The organism is Pseudomonas sp. H3_C08 (genome assembly GCF_054669455.1).
On sequence record NZ_CP162803.1, the window covers coordinates 4,252,619 to 4,275,390 of the forward strand.

General features: G+C 59.0%; 21 protein-coding genes, 4 tRNA genes and 1 pseudogene. 8 read left to right on the forward strand and 18 right to left on the reverse strand.

Annotated features, from left to right (window positions below):
- Positions 1–47: 47 nt before the first annotated feature.
- From AB4N74_RS19400 to AB4N74_RS19410, 3 genes are all read left to right on the forward strand, one after another.
- On the forward strand, positions 48–221 hold the full coding sequence (locus tag AB4N74_RS19400) for a DUF3094 domain-containing protein (protein WP_007909875.1): 174 nt from the start codon (positions 48–50) through the stop codon (positions 219–221).
- 63 nt (positions 222–284) lie between these two features.
- On the forward strand, positions 285–1,583 hold the full coding sequence (locus AB4N74_RS19405; protein ID WP_016986237.1) for an NAD(P)/FAD-dependent oxidoreductase: 1,299 nt from the start codon (positions 285–287) through the stop codon (positions 1,581–1,583).
- A gap of 282 nt (positions 1,584–1,865) precedes the next feature.
- Positions 1,866–2,273, forward strand: a complete 408-nt coding sequence (locus AB4N74_RS19410; protein ID WP_016986236.1) for an HvfA family oxazolone/thioamide-modified RiPP metallophore — start codon at positions 1,866–1,868, stop codon at positions 2,271–2,273.
- Positions 2,274–2,336: 63 nt separating this feature from the next.
- On the opposite strand, the gene AB4N74_RS19415 is transcribed toward AB4N74_RS19410, so the two are convergent.
- The 9 genes and pseudogenes from AB4N74_RS19415 to rluD all read right to left on the reverse strand — a co-directional run bounded on the left by AB4N74_RS19415 (position 2,337) and on the right by rluD (position 9,217).
- Positions 2,337–3,200 (reverse strand): methyl-accepting chemotaxis protein, encoded by an 864-nt coding sequence (locus tag AB4N74_RS19415; RefSeq protein ID WP_371748319.1) that lies wholly within the window; start codon positions 3,198–3,200, stop codon positions 2,337–2,339.
- A 39-nt stretch (positions 3,201–3,239) separates the two neighbouring features.
- Positions 3,240–3,962 (reverse strand): annotated as a pseudogene (locus AB4N74_RS19420) (MCP four helix bundle domain-containing protein); the annotation flags it as partial.
- A gap of 164 nt (positions 3,963–4,126) precedes the next feature.
- A tRNA-Pro gene (locus tag AB4N74_RS19425) sits at positions 4,127–4,203 on the reverse strand.
- A 97-nt stretch (positions 4,204–4,300) separates the two neighbouring features.
- Positions 4,301–4,376, reverse strand: a tRNA-Lys gene (locus AB4N74_RS19430).
- Between the two features lie 5 nt (positions 4,377–4,381).
- Positions 4,382–4,458: transfer RNA gene (locus AB4N74_RS19435), tRNA-Pro, on the reverse strand.
- Positions 4,459–4,467: 9 nt separating this feature from the next.
- A tRNA-Asn gene (locus AB4N74_RS19440) sits at positions 4,468–4,543 on the reverse strand.
- Between the two features lie 297 nt (positions 4,544–4,840).
- On the reverse strand, positions 4,841–7,405 hold the full coding sequence (gene clpB / locus AB4N74_RS19445; RefSeq protein WP_016986222.1) for an ATP-dependent chaperone ClpB: 2,565 nt from the start codon (positions 7,403–7,405) through the stop codon (positions 4,841–4,843).
- A 130-nt stretch (positions 7,406–7,535) separates the two neighbouring features.
- Positions 7,536–8,258, reverse strand: coding sequence for a peptidoglycan editing factor PgeF (gene pgeF, locus AB4N74_RS19450; protein WP_460096956.1), 723 nt, complete (start codon positions 8,256–8,258; stop codon positions 7,536–7,538).
- Complete coding sequence (rluD, locus tag AB4N74_RS19455) at positions 8,255–9,217, reverse strand: 23S rRNA pseudouridine(1911/1915/1917) synthase RluD (RefSeq protein ID WP_034153865.1); 963 nt, start codon at positions 9,215–9,217, stop codon at positions 8,255–8,257. The genes pgeF and rluD overlap by 4 nt, the downstream gene beginning before the upstream one ends.
- A 151-nt stretch (positions 9,218–9,368) precedes the next feature.
- Between rluD and AB4N74_RS19460 the strand changes: the two genes are divergently transcribed.
- From AB4N74_RS19460 to AB4N74_RS19475, 4 genes are all read left to right on the forward strand, one after another.
- Positions 9,369–10,385, forward strand: a complete 1,017-nt coding sequence (locus AB4N74_RS19460; protein WP_093434846.1) for an outer membrane protein assembly factor BamD — start codon at positions 9,369–9,371, stop codon at positions 10,383–10,385.
- A gap of 125 nt (positions 10,386–10,510) precedes the next feature.
- Entirely contained in the window at positions 10,511–10,753 is a 243-nt protein-coding gene (locus tag AB4N74_RS19465; protein WP_093434843.1) for a PP0621 family protein, read from the forward strand.
- Positions 10,743–12,332, forward strand: coding sequence for a sensor histidine kinase (locus tag AB4N74_RS19470; RefSeq protein ID WP_116255863.1), 1,590 nt, complete (start codon positions 10,743–10,745; stop codon positions 12,330–12,332). The genes AB4N74_RS19465 and AB4N74_RS19470 overlap by 11 nt, the downstream gene beginning before the upstream one ends.
- Positions 12,329–13,675 carry a sigma-54-dependent transcriptional regulator gene (locus AB4N74_RS19475; protein ID WP_460096959.1) on the forward strand — a complete coding sequence of 449 codons (1,347 nt, stop codon included), beginning with the start codon at positions 12,329–12,331 and terminating at the stop codon, positions 13,673–13,675. The genes AB4N74_RS19470 and AB4N74_RS19475 overlap by 4 nt, the downstream gene beginning before the upstream one ends.
- A 131-nt stretch (positions 13,676–13,806) precedes the next feature.
- On the opposite strand, the gene thiO is transcribed toward AB4N74_RS19475, so the two are convergent.
- The 7 genes from thiO to AB4N74_RS19510 are packed head-to-tail and all read right to left on the reverse strand — an operon-like array spanning position 13,807 to position 20,577.
- The gene (gene thiO, locus AB4N74_RS19480) at positions 13,807–14,907 is read right to left on the reverse strand and encodes a glycine oxidase ThiO (RefSeq protein WP_460096961.1); all 1,101 of its coding nucleotides are present in this window, start codon (positions 14,905–14,907) and stop codon (positions 13,807–13,809) included.
- 57 nt (positions 14,908–14,964) lie between these two features.
- Positions 14,965–15,366: a type IV pilin protein gene (locus AB4N74_RS19485; RefSeq protein WP_093434831.1), complete on the reverse strand. Its 402-nt coding sequence runs from the start codon at positions 15,364–15,366 to the stop codon at positions 14,965–14,967.
- A gap of 15 nt (positions 15,367–15,381) precedes the next feature.
- The gene (locus AB4N74_RS19490; protein ID WP_460096963.1) at positions 15,382–18,471 is read right to left on the reverse strand and encodes a pilus assembly protein; all 3,090 of its coding nucleotides are present in this window, start codon (positions 18,469–18,471) and stop codon (positions 15,382–15,384) included.
- A complete protein-coding gene (locus tag AB4N74_RS19495) occupies positions 18,458–18,937 on the reverse strand; it encodes a pilus assembly PilX family protein (protein WP_093434826.1) in 480 nt (159 codons plus the stop codon). The genes AB4N74_RS19490 and AB4N74_RS19495 overlap by 14 nt, the downstream gene beginning before the upstream one ends.
- 10 nt (positions 18,938–18,947) lie before the next feature.
- A complete protein-coding gene (locus tag AB4N74_RS19500) occupies positions 18,948–19,661 on the reverse strand; it encodes a PilW family protein (RefSeq protein WP_093434824.1) in 714 nt (237 codons plus the stop codon).
- Entirely contained in the window at positions 19,658–20,107 is a 450-nt protein-coding gene (gene pilV, locus AB4N74_RS19505; protein ID WP_093434821.1) for a type IV pilus modification protein PilV, read from the reverse strand. Before pilV ends, AB4N74_RS19500 begins: the two co-directional genes overlap by 4 nt.
- On the reverse strand, positions 20,104–20,577 hold the full coding sequence (locus AB4N74_RS19510; RefSeq protein WP_460096965.1) for a GspH/FimT family pseudopilin: 474 nt from the start codon (positions 20,575–20,577) through the stop codon (positions 20,104–20,106). Before AB4N74_RS19510 ends, pilV begins: the two co-directional genes overlap by 4 nt.
- 130 nt (positions 20,578–20,707) lie before the next feature.
- Here AB4N74_RS19510 and AB4N74_RS19515 point away from each other — a divergent pair, with 130 nt between their 5' ends.
- Positions 20,708–21,262 carry a GspH/FimT family pseudopilin gene (locus AB4N74_RS19515; protein ID WP_093434817.1) on the forward strand — a complete coding sequence of 185 codons (555 nt, stop codon included), beginning with the start codon at positions 20,708–20,710 and terminating at the stop codon, positions 21,260–21,262.
- Here AB4N74_RS19515 and ispH read toward each other — a convergent pair.
- Positions 21,234–22,178 carry a 4-hydroxy-3-methylbut-2-enyl diphosphate reductase gene (ispH, locus tag AB4N74_RS19520; protein ID WP_093434814.1) on the reverse strand — a complete coding sequence of 315 codons (945 nt, stop codon included), beginning with the start codon at positions 22,176–22,178 and terminating at the stop codon, positions 21,234–21,236. The two genes, AB4N74_RS19515 and ispH, sit on opposite strands and share 29 nt — an antisense overlap.
- Positions 22,179–22,329: 151 nt before the next feature.
- Positions 22,330–22,767 (reverse strand): FKBP-type peptidyl-prolyl cis-trans isomerase, encoded by a 438-nt coding sequence (gene fkpB / locus AB4N74_RS19525; protein ID WP_175559621.1) that lies wholly within the window; start codon positions 22,765–22,767, stop codon positions 22,330–22,332.
- Between the last annotated feature and the right edge of the window lie 5 nt (positions 22,768–22,772).

Sequence of the window (22,772 nt, forward strand, 5' to 3'; positions counted from 1 at the left end):
CGCTGTAGCTTCTGCCCATTCAGCAACGTCTACCTGACGAGGCAAATATGACCAGCCGCCTGAACCCCGAAGACCAGAAACATGTCGAAGAGTATCTGCAACTGTCCCAACATCGAGTCGAGCGCCGGCCTTTCCGGCCGTGGATGCTCCTCGTGCTGGTGCTGGCAGTGACCATTGGTCTTGGCCTGTTGAGCCGATTTATCAGTTACCTGACGCTATGAGCAGCTTGGCGCTCGCTTGGGTAACCGCACCGATTTCCTTTAAAAACCTTGCGAGTTATCCCCATGTCCCATCGTATTGTTATTGTCGGCGGCGGCGCCGGCGGTCTGGAGTTGGCTACCCGTCTGGGTAAGACTCTGGGCAAGCGCGGCACGGCCAGTGTGATGCTGGTCGACGCCAACCTGACGCACATCTGGAAACCGCTGTTGCACGAAGTGGCCGCCGGATCGCTGAACTCCTCCGAAGACGAACTCAACTATGTTGCCCAGGCAAAATGGAACCACTTCGAGTTCCAGCTAGGGCGCATGAGCGGGCTTGATCGCGCACAGAAGAAAATCCAGCTGGCCGCCACCTACGACGAAAACGGCGTAGAACTGGTGCCGGCGCGTGAAGTGCAATACGACTCGCTGGTGATCAGCGTCGGCAGCACTACCAACGATTTCGGCACTCAGGGCGCGGCGCAGCACTGCCTGTTCCTCGACACCCGCAAGCAAGCCGAGCGCTTCCATCAGCAACTGCTTAATCACTATCTGCGTGCACACGCCGGGCAAACCGATGTGGTCGAGCAAATCAGCGTTGCGATCGTCGGCGCTGGCGCCACTGGCGTCGAGCTGGCGGCCGAACTGCACAACGCCGCGCACGAACTGGCGGCTTATGGCCTGGACCGGATCAAACCGGAAAACATGCACATCACCCTGATCGAAGCCGGTCCACGGGTGTTGCCCGCCCTGCCGGAGCGCATCAGCGGGCCGGTGCACAAGACCCTGGAAAAACTCGGGGTCAACGTGATGACCAACGCTTCGGTCAGCGAAGTGACCGCCGACAGCCTGATCACCGCCGATGGCAACGAGATCAAGGCCAGCCTGAAAGTCTGGGCAGCGGGCATTCGCGCGCCAGGTTTCCTCAAGGACATCGACGGCCTGGAAACCAACCGCATCAATCAACTGCAAGTGCTGCCGACGCTGCAAACCACCCGCGACGAGAACATCTTTGCTTTCGGTGACTGCGCCGCGTGCCCGCAACCGGGTACCGATCGCAATGTGCCGCCGCGTGCCCAAGCCGCACACCAACAGGCGTCGCTGCTGGCTAAATCGCTGAAACTGCGCATCGAAGGCAAGACCTTGCCGGAGTACAAGTACACCGACTACGGCTCGCTGATCTCGTTGTCGCGCTTTTCGGCGGTGGGTAACTTGATGGGCAATCTGACCGGCAGCGTGATGCTCGAAGGCTGGCTGGCGCGGATGTTTTACGTGTCGCTGTATCGCATGCACCAGATGGCGCTGTACGGGCCGTTCCGCACGGCGATGTTGATGCTGGGCAGCAAGATTGGCCGTGGCACCGAGCCACGCCTGAAACTGCATTGATGTAAACCTGTGGGAGCGAGCCTGCTCGCGATAGCGGTTTGTAAGTCAACATCATTGTTGAATGACAAACCGCTATCGCGAGCAGGCTCACTCCTACATTTGCTTTTTGATTCTGTCTCGTAGTGTATCTGCGCCCTCTTTATCGCCCTTCGCTTACAAACTCCCCCGCTCCGCGACACAGACGCGATACACCGCCACCGCTTAATGGCCACACCCGAGCAACACCTGCTCAGGCAATCGTCCTTAACGTGTGGTTGCGCAGTGCAGCCCAGGAGAATGTAAATGTCCCGTACTTCGACCCTCGGTAAAAAATCCATTGGCCTGATCGGCGCCGCGCTGGCGGGCGGCCTGATGTTGTCTGGTTCGGTGTTTGCCGCTCAACCACTGGCGCAGGGCTACATGGTTGCGTCGGCGGAAACCTCGGTGAAAGCGCCGGAAGGCAAATGCGGTGAAGGCAAATGTGGCGATGCTTCGATGGCCAAGACGGACAGCGACGGTGACGGCAAGGTCTCGCGCGCCGAATTTCTGAAAGTCGCGCCGAAGTCCGATTTCGACAAGATCGACACCAACCATGACGGTTTCATCGACGAACAAGAGGCCTACAACAACGTGAAGGCCAACTTTGAAGCCAACGGCAAGAAGATGCCAAAAGGCTTGTTCGAGCACCTGAAAGATCAAGACGGCGCTTGATCGACAGTAAAAAACAAGCCGCGCTTCTCCTGAGAGAAACGCGGCTTTTTCACGCCTGCCCGTTTACAACTGGAAGCGCCGTACCATGCCCTGCAAGGCATTGGCCAGTTGCGACAACTCATGGCTGGACGCGCTGGTCTGGTCAGCGCCTGCGGCAGAACGTAACGATAAATCACGAATATTCACCAGGTTGCGATCCACTTCCCGGGCTACTTGCGCTTGTTCTTCAGCGGCGCTGGCGATCACCAGATTGCGCTCATGGATCTCATGCACCGACGCGGTAATGGTTTGCAGCGCCTCACCGGCACGCTCAGCCAAGGCCAGTGTGGTCGTCGCCCGCGCGGTACTGGCCTGCATCGAATCCAGCGCCAGGCTCGAACCGCTGCGCATGCCCTGGACCATCTGCTCGATCTCCTGCGTCGATTGCTGCGTGCGATAGGCCAGCGCGCGTACTTCATCGGCGACTACGGCAAAGCCTCGCCCGCTCTCACCGGCCCGCGCCGCTTCAATCGCCGCGTTGAGCGCCAGCAAATTGGTCTGCTCGGCAATCGCCCGAATCACGTCGAGCACTTTGCCGATGTCCTGCGATTGATTGGCCAGTGATTGCACCAACTCACCGGTCTGTTGCACGTCGCTGGCCAATGCATTGATGGCCGTGGCGGTCTCACTGACGCGCACCTGACCCAGATGCGCCGACTCGCTGGATTGACGGGTCGCGTCAGAAGTCGACACCGCATTGCGTGCGACCTCTTCCACTGCGGCCGTCATCTGGTTGACGGCCGTCGCGGCTTGTTCGATTTCGTTGTTCTGCTGTTGCAGTCCCTGGGTGCTGTCGAGCGTCACCGCATTGAGTTCATCGGCAGCGGTCGCCAGTTGCGTCGCCGAACCGCTGATGCCTTGCAGCGTCTCGCGCAGGTTCTGCTGCATGGTCGCCAACGCTTTGAGCAAGCGACTGACTTCATCGTTGCCATGGGTTTCGATCGGCCGGGTCAGATCCCCCTGCGCGACACTTTCTGCTGCGTTCACGGCGCTGCTGAGCGGACGAACGATACTGCGGGTGAGCATCATCGCCAGTGCCACCGTGGCCAGCGCGGCCAACGCAATAAACAAACTGACAATCGTGCGCGAGTTTTCATAGTGCGCAGCGGACTTCTGGCTTTCGGCGGCGACCTGTTTGGCGAACAGATCCGCCAGGTCGTTGAGTTGTTTGCCGGAGCCATCGACAACGGTTTTCATGTCGACCAGCAACAACCTGGTCAACTCATCACGCTTGCCTTGCTCGGCGAGGGCGAAGGATTGAGCGATACCGTTGCGGTACGCGGCGAAGGTCTTTTTGAATTGGTCGTATAGCTGCTGGCCCTCCGGGGTGTCGACCAGTTTGTCGTAGGCGGCGATTTTCTCGCTCAGCTCTTTGTCGCGGGTGTCCATCTGGCTGCGGTAGGTGGCGATATTGTTCGCGTCCTGATCCAGCGCCATACGCAACGAGATGGTGCGGATGCGCAGCATGATCTCGCGGATCTCGTCGCCGCCACGAATGCTCGGCAGCCACTGGTTTTCTACTGCGACTTCACTATCGCGAATGCTCGACATCTGCCCCAGCGCAAACACGCCGAGCAAGGCTACCAACACCGCGATCAGGGCGAACCCCAGGGCTGCCCGGGGAGCAATATTCAACTGACGAAGCAACATGACGAACGCCCTTATTCTTGTATTGGCCAGATTCAAGGGGCGAAAGCCATGGCAGTCCCCTCGTGTTAGCGGGCTATCGGCAGGTTGTATGATGACTTGAAGGGGAAATGAGTTTTTGTCGGACAAAAAAATCCCCGTATCTTTCGATACGAGGATTTTTAATATGGTCGGGGTAAGGGGATTCGAACTCCTGACATCCTGCTCCCAAAGCAGGCGCGCTACCGGACTGCGCTATACCCCGGTAAAAAAAAGGCGACCTTTCAAAGATCGCCTTCTTCGATCAGCGCTTTTGGCCTCTGATCTTAAGATTCGATCCCAGCGCAAACTGGTTTCAAAAATGGTGGGTCGTGTGGGATTCGAACCTACGACCAATTGGTTAAAAGCCAACTGCTCTACCAACTGAGCTAACGACCCAAAAATGGTCGGGGTAAGGGGATTCGAACTCCTGACATCCTGCTCCCAAAGCAGGCGCGCTACCGGACTGCGCTATACCCCGGTTTGAAATTGGCTCCGTGACCAGGACTCGAACCTGGGACCCAATGATTAACAGTCATTTGCTCTACCGACTGAGCTATCACGGAACTACATATTTCAATTTACAACGGTGAAACTTACTGCATCTAGCCACTCGTTCGCATCGCTGCGTTCGTGTGTCTGAGGCGCGCTATTCTACAACCTAGAACACCTCTGTCAACCCCCTAAATTGCTTTCAAGTTAATGATTTGCAACTTATTTCAGATTTCAACTCAGTGAGCTGAGACCGTCTTGGCGACTGACTGCGGGGCGCACTTTACAAGCCTTTTCCTTTGAGTTCAACAGCCTAACGAAAAAAAAGGCCCCACAATGTGGGGCCCTCGTTTTTTCATTGGCGCTCAGGCTCAGTTGAAAACGATTTCGTCGTTCTCGACAGCCCCGGTCGCCGTGTCGCCTGGCATGAAGTGACCCGAAAGAATCAACTGCGCCAGCGGGTTTTCGATCCAGCGCTGAATTGCCCGTTTCAAAGGACGTGCGCCATACACCGGGTCGTAGCCAACGGCGATCAACTTGTCCATCGCCTCTGGACTGAGTTCCAGCTTCAGCTCGCGCTCGGCCAGACGGCTGCGCAGACGGCCCAACTGGATCTCGGTAATGCCCGCGATCTGATCCCGCGCCAAAGGCTCGAAGATCACCACTTCGTCGACCCGGTTGATGAACTCCGGACGGAAGTGCGACGTCAGCGCATCCATGACTGCAGCACGTTGAGCCTCACGATCACCGACCAGTTCCTGGATCTGTACCGACCCCAGGTTCGAAGTCATGACGATCACGGTGTTGCGGAAATCCACCGTACGGCCATGGCTGTCGGTCAGGCGACCATCCTCGAGCACTTGCAGCAAGATGTTGAACACATCCGGGTGCGCCTTCTCGACTTCGTCCAGCAGGATCACCGAATAAGGCTTGCGACGCACCGCCTCGGTCAGGTAACCACCCTCTTCGTAGCCGACGTATCCCGGTGGTGCACCGATCAGGCGAGCCACGGAATGTTTCTCCATGAACTCGGACATGTCGATCCGCACCATCGCCTCTTCCGTATCAAAGAGGAATTCGGCCAGCGCCTTGCACAGCTCGGTTTTACCGACACCGGTGGGGCCGAGGAACATGAACGAGCCGCTCGGACGATTCGGGTCGGACAACCCGGCGCGCGAACGGCGTACCGCGTTGGCGACGGCGACCACGGCCTCTTCCTGACCGATGACCCGTTTGTGCAACAGGCTTTCCATCTTCATCAGCTTGTCGCGCTCGCCTTCGAGCATTTTCGACACCGGGATGCCGGTCCACTTCGACACAACTTCAGCGATTTCTTCTTCAGTCACCTTGCTGCGCAGCAACTGGTTTTCGCTCTTGCCGTGCTGGTCGACCATTTGCAGGCTGCGTTCCAGATCCGGGATCACCCCGTACTGCAATTCAGCCATACGGTTGAGGTCACCTTTACGGCGCGCGGCTTCCAGTTCCTGCCGCGACTGCTCGATCTTCTGCTGAATCTGCGCAGAACCCTGCACCTCGGCTTTTTCCGAGTTCCAGATTTCTTCCAGATCGGAATACTCGCGTTCGAGGCGGACGATTTCTTCCTGGAGTTTCTCCAGACGTTTCATCGCCGCTTCGTCGCTTTCTTTCTTCAGCGCCTGGGATTCCACCTTCAACTGAATCAGGCGACGTTCCAGACGATCGAGCACTTCCGGTTTGGAGTCGATTTCCATGCGGATGCGGCTGGCGGCCTCGTCGATCAGATCGATGGCCTTGTCCGGCAACTGCCGGTCAGTGATGTAGCGATGGCTGAGCTTGGCCGCGGCGATGATCGCGCCGTCGGTGATTGCTACCTTGTGGTGAACCTCGTAACGCTCTTTAAGGCCACGCAGGATGGCAATGGTGTCTTCTTCGCTCGGCTCATCCACCAGGACCTTCTGGAAGCGTCGCTCAAGCGCCGCGTCCTTCTCTATATATTGGCGGTACTCGTTGAGCGTGGTCGCGCCAACGCAGTGCAACTCACCGCGCGCCAGCGCAGGCTTGAGCATGTTGCCGGCATCCATCGAGCCTTCGCCTTTACCGGCGCCGACCATGGTATGCAGTTCGTCGATAAACAGAATGATCTGCCCTTCCTGCTTCGACAGTTCGTTGAGCAACGATTTCAGGCGCTCTTCGAACTCACCGCGATACTTGGCACCGGCAATCAGCGCGCCCATGTCCAGCGAGAGCAGACGCTTGCCTTTGAGGCCGTCCGGCACTTCGCCGTTGATGATGCGCTGGGCCAAGCCTTCAGCGATCGCGGTTTTACCCACGCCAGGTTCGCCGATCAGCACCGGGTTGTTTTTGGTGCGGCGTTGCAGAACCTGAATGGTGCGGCGAATTTCGTCGTCACGACCGATCACCGGATCGAGCTTGCCATCTTCGGCGCGCTTGGTCAGGTCAACGGTGTATTTATCCAGCGCCTGCCGCGACTCTTCGTGGTTGGCGTCGTTTACCGCTTCGCCGCCACGCAGGTTGTTGATCGCGTTTTCCAGGGCTTTCTTGCTCACGCCCTGGCCGAGCAGCAACTTGCCGAGCTTGCTGTTCTCGTCCATCGCAGCGAGCAGCACCAGTTCGCTGGAAATGAACTGGTCGCCCTTCTGCTGGGCCAGACGGTCAGCCTGATTGAGCAGGCGCGCCAGATCCTGCGACATGTTGACGTCGCCGGTCGGGTTCTGGATTTTCGGTAATTGGTCGAGCTCTTTGGTCAGCTCTTTGCGCAAGCTGTTGACGTCGAAGCCCACCTGCATCAGCAGAGGTTTGATCGAACCACCCTGCTGTTCAAGCATGGCTTGCATCAAGTGCGCCGGCTCAATCGCCGGATGATCGTGGCCGACAGCCAACGACTGGGCGTCGGACAAGGCCAACTGTAACTTGCTGGTTAAACGGTCTATTCGCATAAGTCACCTTCCTTTTGAGCAGGCCGGACCTAAAAACCATCCTGAATAAAGAAACCTGCCAGATACCGCTATAGATGCGGTCGATTCTGCAAGATTCAAGCGTCAGAGCGTTGATTCAGGTCAGGCAAGTCTAGCGGGTGAGCCAGATAAGGGAGGCAAAGCGACCAGTGCGCGAAGCGCGACGGTAGGAGAAGAAGCGCGGATCAGTCACGGTGCAGAAACCGCCACCATAAACAGCGGTGACACCACGTTCAGCCAGACGCAGGCGCGCCAGCAAATAGATGTCAGCCATGAATTTGCCGGCATTGTCGCTCGGCACGAAGGCTTGTGCCGCTTCCGGCAATTGATTGATGAAGACTTCCCGCACTTCCGGGCCAACTTCAAAGGCTTTCGGGCCAATAGCAGGACCGAGCCAGACCAGCACCTCTTCAGCCGGAACATCGAGGCTGTCGAGAGTAGCTTCCAGCACGCCCGCCGCCAGACCGCGCCAACCGGCGTGAGCCGCCGCGACACGGGTGCCGGCGCGATCGCAGAACAATGCCGGCAGACAGTCCGCCGTCATCGCCGCGCAGGCGATGCCCGGCGTTGCTGTCCAGCTGGCGTCTGCGGTCGCAACAATGCCCGGATCCGCATGCGCCACGGCAATTCCGTGCACTTGCTGCAACCAGGCAGGCTTTATAGAGAAGTGATCGGTCAGGCGTCGACGGTTCTCGGCAACGGCCTCAGGACGATCATCAACATGATCGCCCAGATTGAGGCTGTCGAACGGCGCCTCGCTGACACCACCCTCGCGGGTGGTGACGCAGGCTTTGACGCTGGCCGGCGCAGGCCAGTCCGGCGTCAGCCAGTTCATCCGATGAAGGCCTCGCGATCCTGCTTGAGCAGGGTCAGCAGCCAGACGAAATCTTCCGGCAGCGGTGACTCCCAGCTCATGCGCTCACCGGTCGTCGGATGATCCAGCTCAAGGAAGCGCGCGTGCAGGGCCTGACGCGGGAAATGCTTGAGGGATTCAACCATCGTCGGGTTCGCGGCTGGCGGAATGCGGAAACGGCCGCCATACGCCGGATCGCCGACCAACGGGAAGTTGATGTGCGACATGTGTACGCGAATCTGGTGAGTACGACCGGTTTCCAGCTTCACCCGTACGTGGGTGTGCGAGCGGAAGCGCTCCAGCACGCGATAGTGGCTGACGGCAGGCTTGCCGCCTTCCATCACCGCCATGCGCTGGCGCTGCTGGCCGTGGCGACCGATCGGGGCGTTGATCTTGCCCCCGGCAGTGACCACACCGATCACGATGCACTCGTAGATGCGGCTGACGCTGCGACTCTGCAGTTGCGTCACCAGCTTGGTCTGCGCCTGAATGGTCTTGGCCACCACCATCAGACCGGTGGTGTCCTTGTCCAGACGATGCACGATACCGGCGCGCGGGACATTGATGATGTCCGGCACGTGGTGCAGCAAGGCGTTGAGCAAGGTGCCATCGGCGTGACCGGCAGCCGGGTGCACCACCAGGCCCGCAGGCTTGTTGATCACCAGAATGTCGTCGTCTTCATAGACGATGTCGAGTTCGATGTCCTGGGCGATCCATTCGCCCTGGGCTTCCTGCTCGGCAGTCAGCTCAAGGATGGCACCGCCGTGCACGATGTCGCGAGGGCGGATGACCGCCCCGTCCACAGTCAGGCGACCTTCTTTGATCCAGGCGGAAAGGCGCGAGCGAGAGTGCTCAGCGAAGAGTTGGGCAGCGACTTGATCGAGGCGTTGGCCGCCCAATTCGGACGGCACCTCTGCGCGAAGTTCAATTTTATCGGACATGCTCTGACTGTGCGTCGGCACAGCTTTTGGTTTCGGCTGCGCGCTTGTGGTTAAATACGGCGTCTTTTGCCCCGAGGCTTTTCAACGGGGCGCTCATCATAACAGGACGGCCCCGCCCAAGACAGCGGCCGTCATAGGGACGCAAGCCGCCATGCAAGTGAAACACCTGCTGCTGATCGCCATCCTCGCATTGACCGCTGCTTGCTCATCGAAGGAAGTCGTAGACGAAAACCTCAGCGAAGCCGAGCTGTATCAGCAGGCTCAGACTGACCTGGACAACAACAGCTACACCAGCGCCACAGCCAAGCTGAAGGCTCTGGAGTCGCGTTATCCGTTCGGTCGCTACGCCGATCAGGCACAGCTGGAGCTGATCTACGCCAACTATAAGAACGCCGAGCCGGAAGCTGCAAAATCCGCTGCCGAGCGTTTCATTCGTTTGCACCCGCAGCATCCGAACGTGGATTACGCGTACTACTTGAAAGGTCTGACCTCGTTCGACCAGGACGTCGGCCTGCTGGCGCGCTTCCTGCCGCTGGACATGACCAAGCGTGACCCGGGCGCCGCGCGCGACTCGTACAACGAGTTCGCCCAGCTGACCAGCCGCTACCCGAACAGCCGCTACGCGCCGGACGCCAAGCAGCGCATGATTTATCTGCGCAACCTGCTGGCCGCCTACGAAATCCACGTGGCCGACTACTACCTGACCCGTCAGGCTTACGTAGCCGCTGCCAACCGTGGTCGCTATGTCGTGGAAAACTTCCAGGAAACCCCATCGGTCGGCGACGGCCTGGCGGTGATGACTGAAGCCTACCAGCGTCTGCATCTGGACGACCTGGCAGCCACCAGTCTGGAAACCCTGAAGCTCAACTACCCGAATCACCCGAGCCTGCAAGACGGCCAGTTCGTGCCACGGGTTGCCGAAGCCGACAACCGTTCGTTCCTGAGCAAGGCGACTTTGGGTCTGATCGAGTCGCGTCCACCGCTGCCGCCGGGAGAAACCCGTGCCAACCAGGACGTGCAGAAGCAGTTCCAGGACGCGAAAGACGCAATTCCGAACGAGCTCAAGCCTAAAGACGAAAACGGCGACGTGATCGAAGAGCCAGAGCCTGAGTCGAGCAACACCGACCGCTCGTGGTTCAGCTACATGACTTTCGGCGTGTTCGACTGATCACACCGGATGTACAAAAAGGGAGATCTGCGGATCTCCCTTTTTCATTTCTGCGCTTTAATCCGCTGTGCGCTTGTCGGGAGCTTGGCTAAACTGCCGGATCATCAGTCGGAAAGCCGCTCATCATGCTTCGTTTATTGTTCTGGATCGTCGTGATTTTTGCCGCGATATGGTTGTGGCGTAAATTCAAGGCGCCTGCCGCGTCCAATCAATCCAACCGTGCCCCTCGCGAACAGGACGCCCCACCAATGGTGCGTTGCGCCCATTGCGGCGTGCATCTGCCGCGCGACCGCGCGCTGAGCGTGCAACAACAGTGGTATTGCAGCCAGGCTCACCTTGAGCAAGGCCCGGGTACCCGTGATCGCTGAGGCCACCCACGCCGACAGCAAACAGGCGCAGCGCCTGCTGCGCCTTTATCATCTCTACCGCTTGAGTATCGGCATCACGCTGGTGCTGCTGATCTCCAGCAACATGGACAACCGCCTGCTGACGTCGGCCAACGACGAATTGCTGCGCGGTGGCAGTTGGCTGTATCTGATCCTCAACATTCTGTTGGTGGTGTTCCTTGAGAACACCCGACGGCCAGCGCAGCTGTTCAGTCTGGCCCTCGTCGATGTCCTGCTTTTATGCGGTTTGTTCTTTGCTGCGGGCGGCGTCGGTAGTGCGCTGGGCAATTTGCTGATTGTCTCGGTGGCAATCAGCAACACCCTGCTACGGCGGCGCATCGGGCTATTGATCGCCGCCATCGGTGCGCTGGGCATCGTCGGCTCGAGCTTCCTGCTCGGCTTCAACCATGCCCTTAGCGCCAATGAATACTTGCAGGCCGGCACCCTTGGTGCGCTGTGCTTTGCCGCGTCGTTGCTGGTGCAGGGACTGATCCGCCGCCTCGAAGTCAGCGAAACCCTTGCCGAGCAGCGTGCCAGTGAAGTGGTCAGCCTCGAAGCCCTCAACGCGCTGATCCTGCAACGCATGCGCACCGGCATTCTGGTGCTCGACGAGGCGCGGCGAGTGCAACTGGCCAATCACAGCGCGCAAACCCTGCTCGCGCAGTCGCACCTTCAGGGGCATTTGATCGATGACTATTCCACGGCGCTGGTCGATCGCCTGCAACTGTGGCTGAACAACCCGACCTTGCGCCCGCAGAGCCTGAAAATCCCCGGCAACGGCCTGGAACTGCAACCGAGCTTCATTGCCCTCGAACAAAGCCCCCACCAACAAACCCTGGTATTTCTCGAAGACCTCGCGCAAATCGCCCAGCAAGCCCAGCAACTTAAGCTCGCCGCACTCGGGCGCTTGACCGCCGGCATCGCCCACGAGATCCGCAATCCGTTGGGCGCCATCAGTCACGCCGCGCAGCTATTGGCTGAGTCCGAGGAACTCGATAGCGCGGATCGGCGTCTGACGCAGATCATTCAAGACCACTCCCAGCGCATGAACCGAGTCATCGAAAACGTCCTGCAACTGTCCCGCCGCCAGCAAAGCGCGCCGCAACGCCTGGATCTCAAGCCATGGCTGGAAAACTTCGTTGTCGAGAGTCGTGAACAGGCCAGCGAACGCCAGCAGATTCACCTGCGGATCAATTCGGGAGACTTCACCACGCTGATGGACCCGAACCAGCTCACGCAAATTCTCGACAATCTGTTACGCAACGGCTGGCGCCACAGCGCCCTGCTGCATGATCAGGCCGAAGTCTGGCTGTCGTTGTTCAGTGATCCCGACAGCCAGTTGGCGGTCCTCGAAGTGCAGGACAACGGCCCCGGCGTCCCGCTCGATCAACAGACGCATCTGTTCGAACCGTTCTTCACCACCAGCAGCCAGGGCACCGGCCTTGGGCTTTATCTGTCCCGTGAGCTGTGCGAAAGCAACCAAGCGCGCCTAGACTTTCAATCACGCCAAGGCGGCGGCTGCTTTCGCATCACCTTTGCTCACGGACGGAAACAAAGTTGAATACGAGCCCACGGCAAAAAATCCTCATCGTCGACGATGAACCGGATATCCGCGAACTCCTGGAAATCACCTTGGGACGGATGAAACTCGACACCTACAGCGCGCGTAATCTGGCTGAAGCCCAAGCGCTGCTGGACCGCGAGAAATTCGATCTGTGCCTGACAGACATGCGCCTGCCCGATGGTACCGGGCTAGAGTTGGTGCAGCACATCCAGCAACGCTATTCACAACTGCCGGTGGCAATGATCACCGCCTATGGCAGCCTGGAAACGGCCATCAACGCTTTGAAAGCAGGTGCTTTCGACTTCCTCACCAAACCGGTGGACCTCACTCGCTTGCGCGAACTGGTCGGTACAGCCCTGCGCATGCCGGCGGCGGGAGGCAGCTTTACCTCCATCGATCGGCGCTTGCTCGGCGATTCGCCACCGATGCGCATTCTGCGCAAGCAAATCGACAAACTCGCTCGCAGTCAGGCGCCGGTGTACATCAGTGGCGAATCGGGCAGTGGCAAGGAACTGGTTGCGCGGCTGATCCATGAACAAGGGCCGCGCGCCGGCCAGCCGTTCGTGCCGGTGAACTGCGGGGCGATTCCGTCAGAGCTGATGGAAAGCGAGTTTTTTGGCCATCGCAAAGGCAGTTTTACCGGCGCCGTCGAGGACAAACCCGGACTGTTTCAAGCCGCCCATGGCGGCACGTTGTTTCTTGATGAGGTGGCGGACTTGCCGCTGTCGATGCAGGTAAAACTGCTGCGCGCGATCCAGGAAAAAGCCGTGCGCAGTGTCGGCGGCCAGCAGGAAAGCGTGGTCGATGTGCGGATTCTCTGCGCCACGCACAAGGATCTCGATGCAGAGGTCGCGGCCGAACGCTTTCGTCAGGACCTTTATTACCGCTTGAACGTGATCGAACTGCGCGTGCCGTCCCTGCGCGAAAGACGTGATGATATTGAAGTGCTGGCGGCCAGTATGCTCAAGCGTTTGGCCAAGGACACCGGCCAGCCGGCAGCACGCTTGCATCCACAGGCGTTGGCAGCGCTGAAGAATTACCGGTTTCCGGGGAATGTGCGGGAGTTGGAAAACGTGCTTGAGCGGGCACACACCTTGTGTGAAAACCGCACGATCGAGGCTGAAGATTTACGTCTGAGCGAAGGCAACTGCGCGGCGGACGGCGGGATTGCCGATCTGACGCAGATCGACAATCTGGAAGATTATCTGGAGAACGTCGAGAGGAAGCTGATCTTGCAGGCGCTGGAAGAAACACGCTGGAATCGCACGGCGGCGGCGCAGCGGTTGAGTCTTTCGTTTCGTTCGATGCGCTATCGGCTGAAGAAACTGGGCCTGGATTGAGGGCCCCTTCGCGAGCAGGCTCGCTCCCACAGGGATCTAGGGTGTTCACAAAATGTGAGTTAACCGGAGATCCATTGTAGGAGTGAGCCTGCTCGCGATGACGGCCATCCGATCGCTGAAGAAATATCAGACTAGATCCGGCCCTCGGGCGCATACGGCGCCGGATCAATAATCGGCGTCCTTCCCAGCATCACATCGGCAAACAACTGACACGACGCCGGCGCCAGCACCAGTCCATTGCGGTAATGCCCGCAGTTCAACCACAACCCGTCAAACCCCGGCACCCGACCAATGTAAGGAATGCCCTCCGGCGAGCCCGGACGCAGCCCTGCCCAGTGCCCGATCACTTCGGCATCGGCCAACGCTGGCAATAACTCCACTGCCGAAGCCTTGAGACTTTCCAGCGCCACATCGGTCGGCGTCTTGTCGTAGCCTTCGTGCTCCAGCGTGCTGCCAATCAGAATGTGGCCGTCGCGACGCGGGATCGCATAACGGCCCTTGGCCAAGACCATGCTCGGCAGAAAATCCGCCGCGCACTTGTAGAGAATCATCTGCCCTTTGACCGGTTCGACCGGCAGCGTCAGGTCCAGCGTCTTGAGCAAATCACCGCTCCACGCACCGGCCGTCAACACGATCTGATCACCTTTGATCACGCCGTTGGAGGTTTCGACGCCGACGACCTGCGCGCCCTCACGGACGAACCCGCTGACCTCGCACTGTTCGTGAATCGTCACGTTCGGCAGTGCCTGTAGGGCCGCCTTCAACGACTTCACCAGACGCGGATTGCGCACGTTGGCGACATCGGCCATGTAGATCGCCCGCGAGAAACCGCCACCGAGGACCGGCACCGCATCATGCGCCGCCGAGATATCCACAGCCCGCAGCGGACGGTTTTCCCGCTCGGCCCAAGCCAGTGCTTCGGCTTCGTCGTCCAGATCCAGCCAGTACAGGCCGGTGGTGTGCACTTCAGGATCAACGCCAGTGTCGGCAAACAAACGCTCGCCGAGCTGTGGATAAAAGTCCTGCGACCAGTGCGCTAGCGCCGTGACCGCCGGGCTGTAACGCCACGGATACAACGGCGAAACGATACCGCCGCCCGCCCAGGACGACTCCTGGCCGAGGTTGGAACGATCGAGCAGCACCACGCTGCTTACTTCGGAGGCGAGGTTGTAGGCGGTCAGCAGGCCAATCACCCCGCCACCGACAATCACCACTTGCTGTTGCCTGGTCATGTTTGTTCCAACCGTAAAAAAGACAGTGGGCGCAAAAGGCACCCGAAAGAAAGCGCCTCAGCGGCCCCAGCAATCCTTGGTGGTCAGCCCGGTAGTCGCGTTGTTCATGCTTCTGACCCCGGTGTTGGTCAGGGTGAAATCCCCGCACTTGTCGGTGGCCATGGACGTACCCGTTTTGCGGGTAGCGGTCAGCAGGAAGGTCTGGTCAGCGATGGTCGGGGTGATGGTGTAGAAATCATTGCCCGTGCTCAGACCAGTGATGCCGGTATAGACATTGTTCTTGGTGTAGAAACGCTCGAGGGTTTGCGCCTGCTCCGAGAGCAGTGACACCACTTCGGCGCGACGGCCTTTTTTCAGGTACTCGGTATAGCTCGGTGCGGCGATGGTGATGACGATACCGATGATCGCAATCACGATCATGATTTCGATCAGGGTGAAGCCTCGGTTGAATCTGCGCATGCCTCAAACTCTCACTTACTGTATTTGTCGCCACATGATACGACGGCTGCCACCGCCGCCCTTTTCATTGATTATCGTGAGCTTTCCACTGGTGTCATTCACTCCCTTTTTCGTAGCGTTCGGGTTTATAAACGCCACGTTGGGAATGCCGTCAGCGAAACTCACGCCGCTGGAGATTGAGTCATTGTTGTCGACCAAACTATCGCCACCAGTATCAATCACCGCATAGTTGAGCATCTTACCGCTGAACGCCTCGAGTTCGACCAACTTGCCCGTACCAAAACTCGCACAAGGATCGGTGGTATCGACAATGGCCGTGGTGAAGACGATACGGCCAAGCACGATATTCGCTTGATTGATCACCCGTTCGCCGGTCAACACGTTGTTGTACACCAATGGCAGGAACCAGCCCTTCTCCCCCGGATATGTCGTGTCATTTTGCGTCGTGGTCAGAAACTGCCCGGAGCTGCCAGTAAATGATCCGGTAATCGCCTGTGCCTGCAAACTGCTGACAGTGATGTTTCCGGAGCCGCCATCGGCATCCCATACCGAATAGAACGCCTGCAAATCCTTGTTGGTCTTGTCGGCCGTTTCATTGAATTTGCCAGTGCCGACAAAGATCTGTTTGCCGCCCAATGCGTTATCCGTCAGCAGCGGCTGCGCGGTAATCGGCTGTGTCGCCCCGCCCGCCGTGGTGAACAGTGGTTTACCGGAAAACGCCACGCCCCAGCTGTCCGTCGATGTCGCGCTCAGATCAAATTTCCACAGGCGCCCTTTCAAATCACCGCCATAAGCGGCCTGGACGACATTTGAAGAGTTGACCTTGAGTTTCACCGAAGACAAACCGTTAGTGGTTTCCGTGCTGTCGATGACGATTTTCTTGATCAGCGAACCATCGCGCACATCCAGCACATACATCGCGGCCACACCGGAGTTGCTGCCGTAACCATTCGAGATGAACGCCGCCCAACGACCATCGGCCAAGCGTGCCACTTCCGGGCGGGCATAAGCGTAACCCAGATCATTAAATACATTGGCGGTGTTGGCCGTGGTCGGCGCACTGACCTCCCACAACGCCTTGATCACATTGCCCGCAGAAGCATCAAACAGCTGCAGCCCGTAGAACGTTTTACCCCCGGCACCGACGCCACCAATGGCCAGGGTTTTCCAGGCCGTGCCGGACTGCGCGTCGAACACCCCGACCTGACCGTCGACGAGAAACTTGTGGCTGACACCGTTGATATAGGTCGGATCAGCAATCAGCCGTAGCGATGGCAACACACTGGATGGCATGTAGGCATAGCGTCGGGTGCCGTTGGCCGAGTTGATGACGTTGACGAAACCGTCGTTGGCATTCACCACCAGGCTGGAGTTCATGTTGGCAGCTTTGGTGGTCAGGTATGAGGTGTAAGTGGTGTCGCCGGACAAGTCAGCAGCGGTCTTGTCCGTGGGGGCCGCCAGCACCAACGGCGAGTTGATGATGTCACCGAGCAACACACTGCGAACCTTTAGCCCGGTTTTGTTGGTGCCTTTGCTCCACTCCACCAGGTCATTGCCGGTAATACCCGTGGGCAGACTCTGGCTGAGCGTCGCCTGCTGCGCAGGGGAAAAGTTGCCGTAAGCCAGCGTCACGGCGGCGCTGCTCGTGGTGTTCCATGATTGATACGTCGGCGCCGTCGCCCCCGGCACGATGGTTGTGTCAGTCGTCCAGAGTGCGGTCGAAGTATTCACAACCCCGGCCGACGTAAAACCGAAAGACTTGATGGTGCCTCGCCAATCCTTGGGATCATAAGTGGTTTGGTAAAAACTGCTGCCACTGGTGAGCGTGCCGACGCTGGCAACAGCTGCGCCGCCGGAACCGGCCTTGGAGGTGATATCACTCAGGGCCGACGACAACGCGGCGTTGAGGCCGGTGCTGTCAGTCGCCTGGTAATACCTGCCCTGTCCGTAACTGGCCGCGTCCGACAGCATGTCGTTATCGGCGGTGAAGCCCACAGTGTAGGTATTCATGTTCTGCTTGGGAAAATCCACCGCGTTCCAACTCTTGCCCGCCGCGTCGGTACCGGTCGAGCGCATGTCGATATCGAAGGCGAACTTGGCGATGTCATCCAGATACAGCGTGTCCCCTTCGTTGTCACCATTGAGATTGTTGCCGTCATTGTTGACGCCGTCCCAGTTCGGCAAACGGCTGCCGCCCAATGGGTCGTTAGTCGGGAAGGTTCGGTCGAAAGTGGGTAGACCGTCGGTAATCACGACGCCGTAGTTTTTCTGGCAGCGATACTGAATCGGGCTCGTGTAGGTAGTCGGCGTGCTGTTGTAGTACGGCGCCATACCGCGCATGTAGCGGGTGATTTCGTAATAGGCTTCCGCCAACGGCGTGTTGGCCACGGCGCTCAAGCCGTTTATGGAAGAGATCAGTGCGTTGTAATTGGTGTCGGCCTGGGCTTGAGTCACGCTGCCGGACACCGGCGACAAATCGGTGATCGATCGGGCGATGAAACCACCATTGCCCGAGTTGGTACTGGTGGCCGGGTTGAAGGTCGATAGGCCCATACGCAGGGTGCGGTTGCTGCTGACCAGTGCTGTGGAAACGCTTCGCGCAACGTTCATTCGATAATCGTTGGGGATCGCTCCTGTGGTGAAGTCACGGGTGCCATTGCTCGTGGCCAGGCCGACGATATAGGAAATGTAATCGGCGGAATATCGGGTGTTCTCATTGCCTACGGGGTCGGGCAGCTTCAGGCATAACGGCGCCACGCTGTTGTTGTAGAACGCATAGGCGCCGCCCGAGCACCCGGAGGTCGGCAGGCTCGATAGAAACACCGTGTCGCCGGTGATCTGCGGAGCATTGAGCGCAGAGCACAATCCCAGGAAGGCATTGCACTGCCGGGCGGGTGCACGGTTGATGTTCGGATCAAATCCGGCGGCGTAAATGATGCTGTTCATACTCCCCGAATCATCGATCAGCAGCATCACATTCGGTGGCACCGCTGCAGCACTCAACAGCGGCGAATCGGAGGGCGTGAATGCATAGACGGGCGTCGCCAGATACAAGCTCAGCAGCAGGCCGAGCAGCAGCGATGTGCAGCGTTCAATACTTCGCATAGACACTCTCCACCACACTGCGCGAGCTGCCGGCAATGCCGACAGCAGTGACGCGATACAACGTCGCCGAGGTGTTGCTCGGCACGTTGACGGCGGTCAGTGTGGTGCCAATGTTCTGCACACCATAGAAACCATTACCGGTCGCAATCCAGGTCACACCCGAGGTCGAGTTGAACCCCGCCGCACTGACCACCGACGACTCCGCCGGCGGTGCGCATTGGGTGGTGCCGCTGCACACGGCGAGCGAATAACTGTCCAGTTGCACAGCGCTCTCCCCAACACGCAGAGTCGCCTCGGCCGTTTGAAACGACTGATTACGCAGACTCACGCTGCCGGCCATTTTTTCCTGCAGGTTGGCGCTTTGCATCGACGACAAACCAATCAGGGTCAACAACAGCAGGAATACCAGACTGACCAGCAACACCATGCCGTGCTGAGTCTGACGGGTGTGAAGAGAAATCCTCATCAGCGCGCCCTCACTGCAAGCGGTTGCGCAAAGCGGCAACCACGTTGAAGGTTTGACTGCGCACCCGGTTGTTCGGGTCGGTTAGGGTCAGGCTCAGGCGCACACTGCGGATACGCGCCGGGTCGCTGGGGTTGGCGTTGTAAGTCGAGGCCGCCACATCCGTCGCGGAACTGGCCAGACCGAAGGTGACGTTGAATGCACTGACATTGTTCACCAACACCTGCTGGGTCGGCGTTCCGCTGCCGGTGCCCATGAGAATCTGATTGTTGCTGAAGCTGTAGATCAGACGCCGGATCGGGAACGCGATCTGCCCGCTCGCCGGTGACCGCAAGCCGGTATAGGCCGTTGCGCTATTGCGACAGTCGGAGAGCACTGTCCAGGTTGGCGTGCCCCCGCCGCTGCCGATATCGGCGGTGACCAGCGTCAGTTTAAGGTTCGCATTATCCCAACTGATCGGGAGGACCTGTGCGGCGTTGAAATCCCCCGCCGAACTGGAATCCGTGATGGTGCCGAGACAACCGAACATCCCCACCATACGAATTTCCTGAATCATTTTGCTCAACACAAAACGCGCGTCTTCCTGCATCGCTGCGGCACTGTTCTGGCTGACATAGGTATTTTTTGCTGCAATGAAAATCTGCACCACACCCAGCACCACGATGAGGCCCAGTGCCAGGGCGATGAGCAATTCGATCAGGCCGAAACCACGTTGATGGCGCCTCATGGTGTGGCCACCGGATCGACTGCGGCGCGACTGCTCAGGACAAAACTGCGTTGAGCGCTGGCGGTGTTGGCTGCCCGCGCATCGCTCCAGTTGATGGTGATGGTGTAAACGCGCTGATTGAGGCTGATGCTACCGGTGGCCGTCGGCCCGCCGAAATTGCTGATATTGGTGGAGAAGTCGTAGAGGTCTTGATCGCGGGCAACGCTCAGATTGCCCGAGGTCGGCGGTGTGACAGTGTAGTCAGCGCCGGAGTTGGCGCGGATGCGGTCCATCATGTCGTAGGCGATGAAACTGGCCTGACTGGTCATCCGTGAGCTGTCGGTGTACTTCAGCGCATTCAGTTGCACGGCCGCCGCGCCCAGCAACCCGACCGTCAGTATCAGCAACGCGACCAGCACCTCGATCAGCGTCATGCCCTGCTGTGCGTGTTGACTCCCTACCCTCATCCGCAAGTTCCACCCAATTGAATTCGTCCGTTCAAACACACGTTCAGCGTCCTGCTTTGCGTTCCCAACGTGTAACTGATGGTCACCGCCGTCGACGGCGCTGCCAGACCACCGAGGTTATTGAAATCCAGTGCGGTCACTCCTGAGGGTAGCGTCAGAGTTGCGCCACTGCTAATCGCGGGAACAACCCGCAACACATTGGCCGAAGTGCCAGTACTGTCGTAAACCGACAACTCACTGGTCCAGACGCTGCCACCGGCGGTCGGGCGCAGACGCAGGGTAGTGCCTCGGTCGATGGCTTCGAGCCTGGCGAAATTGATCGCCCGCTGCAGGTCGCCCATTTCGGTGTCGGCCTTGCTGCCCTGAACCGAACGGGTGAATGCCGGCACCGCCAGGGTGATCAGAATCACGAAGATCGCGATCGCAACCAACAACTCGATCAGCGTGAAACCTTTTGTACGAAGATCCATCGATGCCCTCCGTTGCCGTCGGCTATACCTGCTTCTACACGCTAGAACATTCAACCGGCCCGCGTCGGTTGATTTGCCATGCCCGGCGCACGGAGCGCGCCGTTCATCACACTCCACGGAGGGATTTTTCATGCCGCAACAGGGTTTCAGCCTGATAGAACTGCTTATGGGACTGGCGATTGGCGCAATTGTTCTGCTGCTGGTCAGTCCGGCGTTTGCCGCGCTCAAAGAATCGAACCATCGGGATCAAGCGGCGCAATCGCTGCTCGATGGCCTTCGCAACGCCCGCACACTGGCCATCACGCGCAATCAGGGCGTGGTGATTCATGGCATCAACGGCGACTGGAGTCAGGGCTGGCGGATCATTCTGGATATCAGCGGCAAGGGGCAGAAAGACAGCAACAATCCACTGCTACAAGAAAGTGTGAGCGACACGCAGGTGCCAATTGTCGGCAATTGGTCGGTGAGTCGTTACGTACGTTTCAGCAGTCTGGGGCAACCGCTGATGCCCGGGCGGGCATTTCAGGCAGGGACATTACATGTCTGCTCGGCTCGCGAGCCGGTCAGCCAGCGTCAGATAGTACTGGCGGCGACCGGCCGTGTACGCCTGAACAGCCAAGAGACTGAGCAGGCGCTGTGCCACAAAAACCAGCGTGTCAGATCGAACGCACGCGCAGCTCTTTAGGCATCGAGAACGTGATGTTCTCTTCGCGACCGGCCAGCTCATCGGCACCGGTGGCACCCCAAGCCTGCAGTTGCTGAATCACACCACGCACCAGTACTTCCGGCGCGGAGGCACCGGCGGTGATGCCGATACGCTCAACGCCATCGAACCAGCTCTTTTGCAGGTCTTCCGCGCCGTCAATCAGGTAGGCCGGTGTGGCCATGCGCTCAGCAAGCTCACGCAGACGGTTGGAGTTGGAGCTGTTCGGGCTGCCAACTACCAGCACCACGTCGCACTCGTCGGCCAGTTGCTTGACCGCGTCCTGACGGTTTTGCGTGGCGTAGCAGATGTCGTCCTTGCGCGGACCGCCGATGGCCGGGAAGCGCGTGCGCAATGCATCGATGACGCGACTGGTGTCGTCCATCGACAGCGTGGTCTGGGTCACGAAAGCCAGTTTATCCGGGTTCTGCACCTGCAACTCGGCGACGTCATTCTCGTCTTCGACGAGGTAAATCGCGCCGCCATTGCTGCCGTCGTACTGACCCATGGTGCCTTCGACTTCCGGGTGACCGGCGTGGCCGATCAGGATGCACTCGCGACCGTCGCGGCTGTATTTCGCCACTTCGATGTGCACCTTGGTCACCAGAGGGCAGGTGGCGTCGAACACTTTCAGGCCACGGCCGGCGGCTTCGGTGCGTACGGCCTGGGATACGCCGTGAGCACTGAAGATCACGATAACGTCGTCCGGCACCTGATCCAGCTCTTCGACGAAGATCGCCCCGCGGCTGCGCAGGTCTTCCACGACGAACTTGTTGTGCACTACTTCGTGACGCACGTAGATCGGCGGCCCGAAGACTTCCAGGGCGCGGTTGACGATTTCGATCGCCCGGTCCACGCCAGCGCAGAAGCCACGGGGGTTGGCGAGTTTGATTTGCATGCTGTGCCTCGTGTCTTGCGCGCGAAAACAATGAAAAACCACTGTAGGAGCGAGCTTACTCGCGAAGGGGGCGTCACCTTCAACATCTCTGTTAGCTGACACACCGGTTTCGCGAGCAAGCTCGCTCCCACATTTGACCTTATACAGTCAGTTACAGCGCTTTAACGTTGATGATTTCCACGTCAAAGGTCAGCGTCTTGCCCGACAGCGGGTGGTTGAAGTCGATGGTCACTTGCGTGTCGTCGAACTCTTTCACCACACCCGGCAGCTCAGTATTGGCCGCGTCATTGAAGATCACCAGCAAACCCGGTGACAACTCCATATCGACGAACTGCGAACGCGGAATGATCTGTACGTTCTGCGGGTTCGGCTGACCGAAGGCGTTTTCCGGCTCGACGGTCAGCGTGCGCTTGTCGCCGGCCTTGAAGCCGAACAGCGCCGCTTCGAAACCCGGCAGCAGGTTGCCGTCGCCGACCTTGAAGGTCGCCGGGGCTTTGTCGAACGTACTGTCGACGGTGTCGCCGTTTTCCAGGCGCAATGCAAAGTGCAAGGTGACTTCCGTGTTCTGGCCGATGCGTTGCTCAGCCAATACCT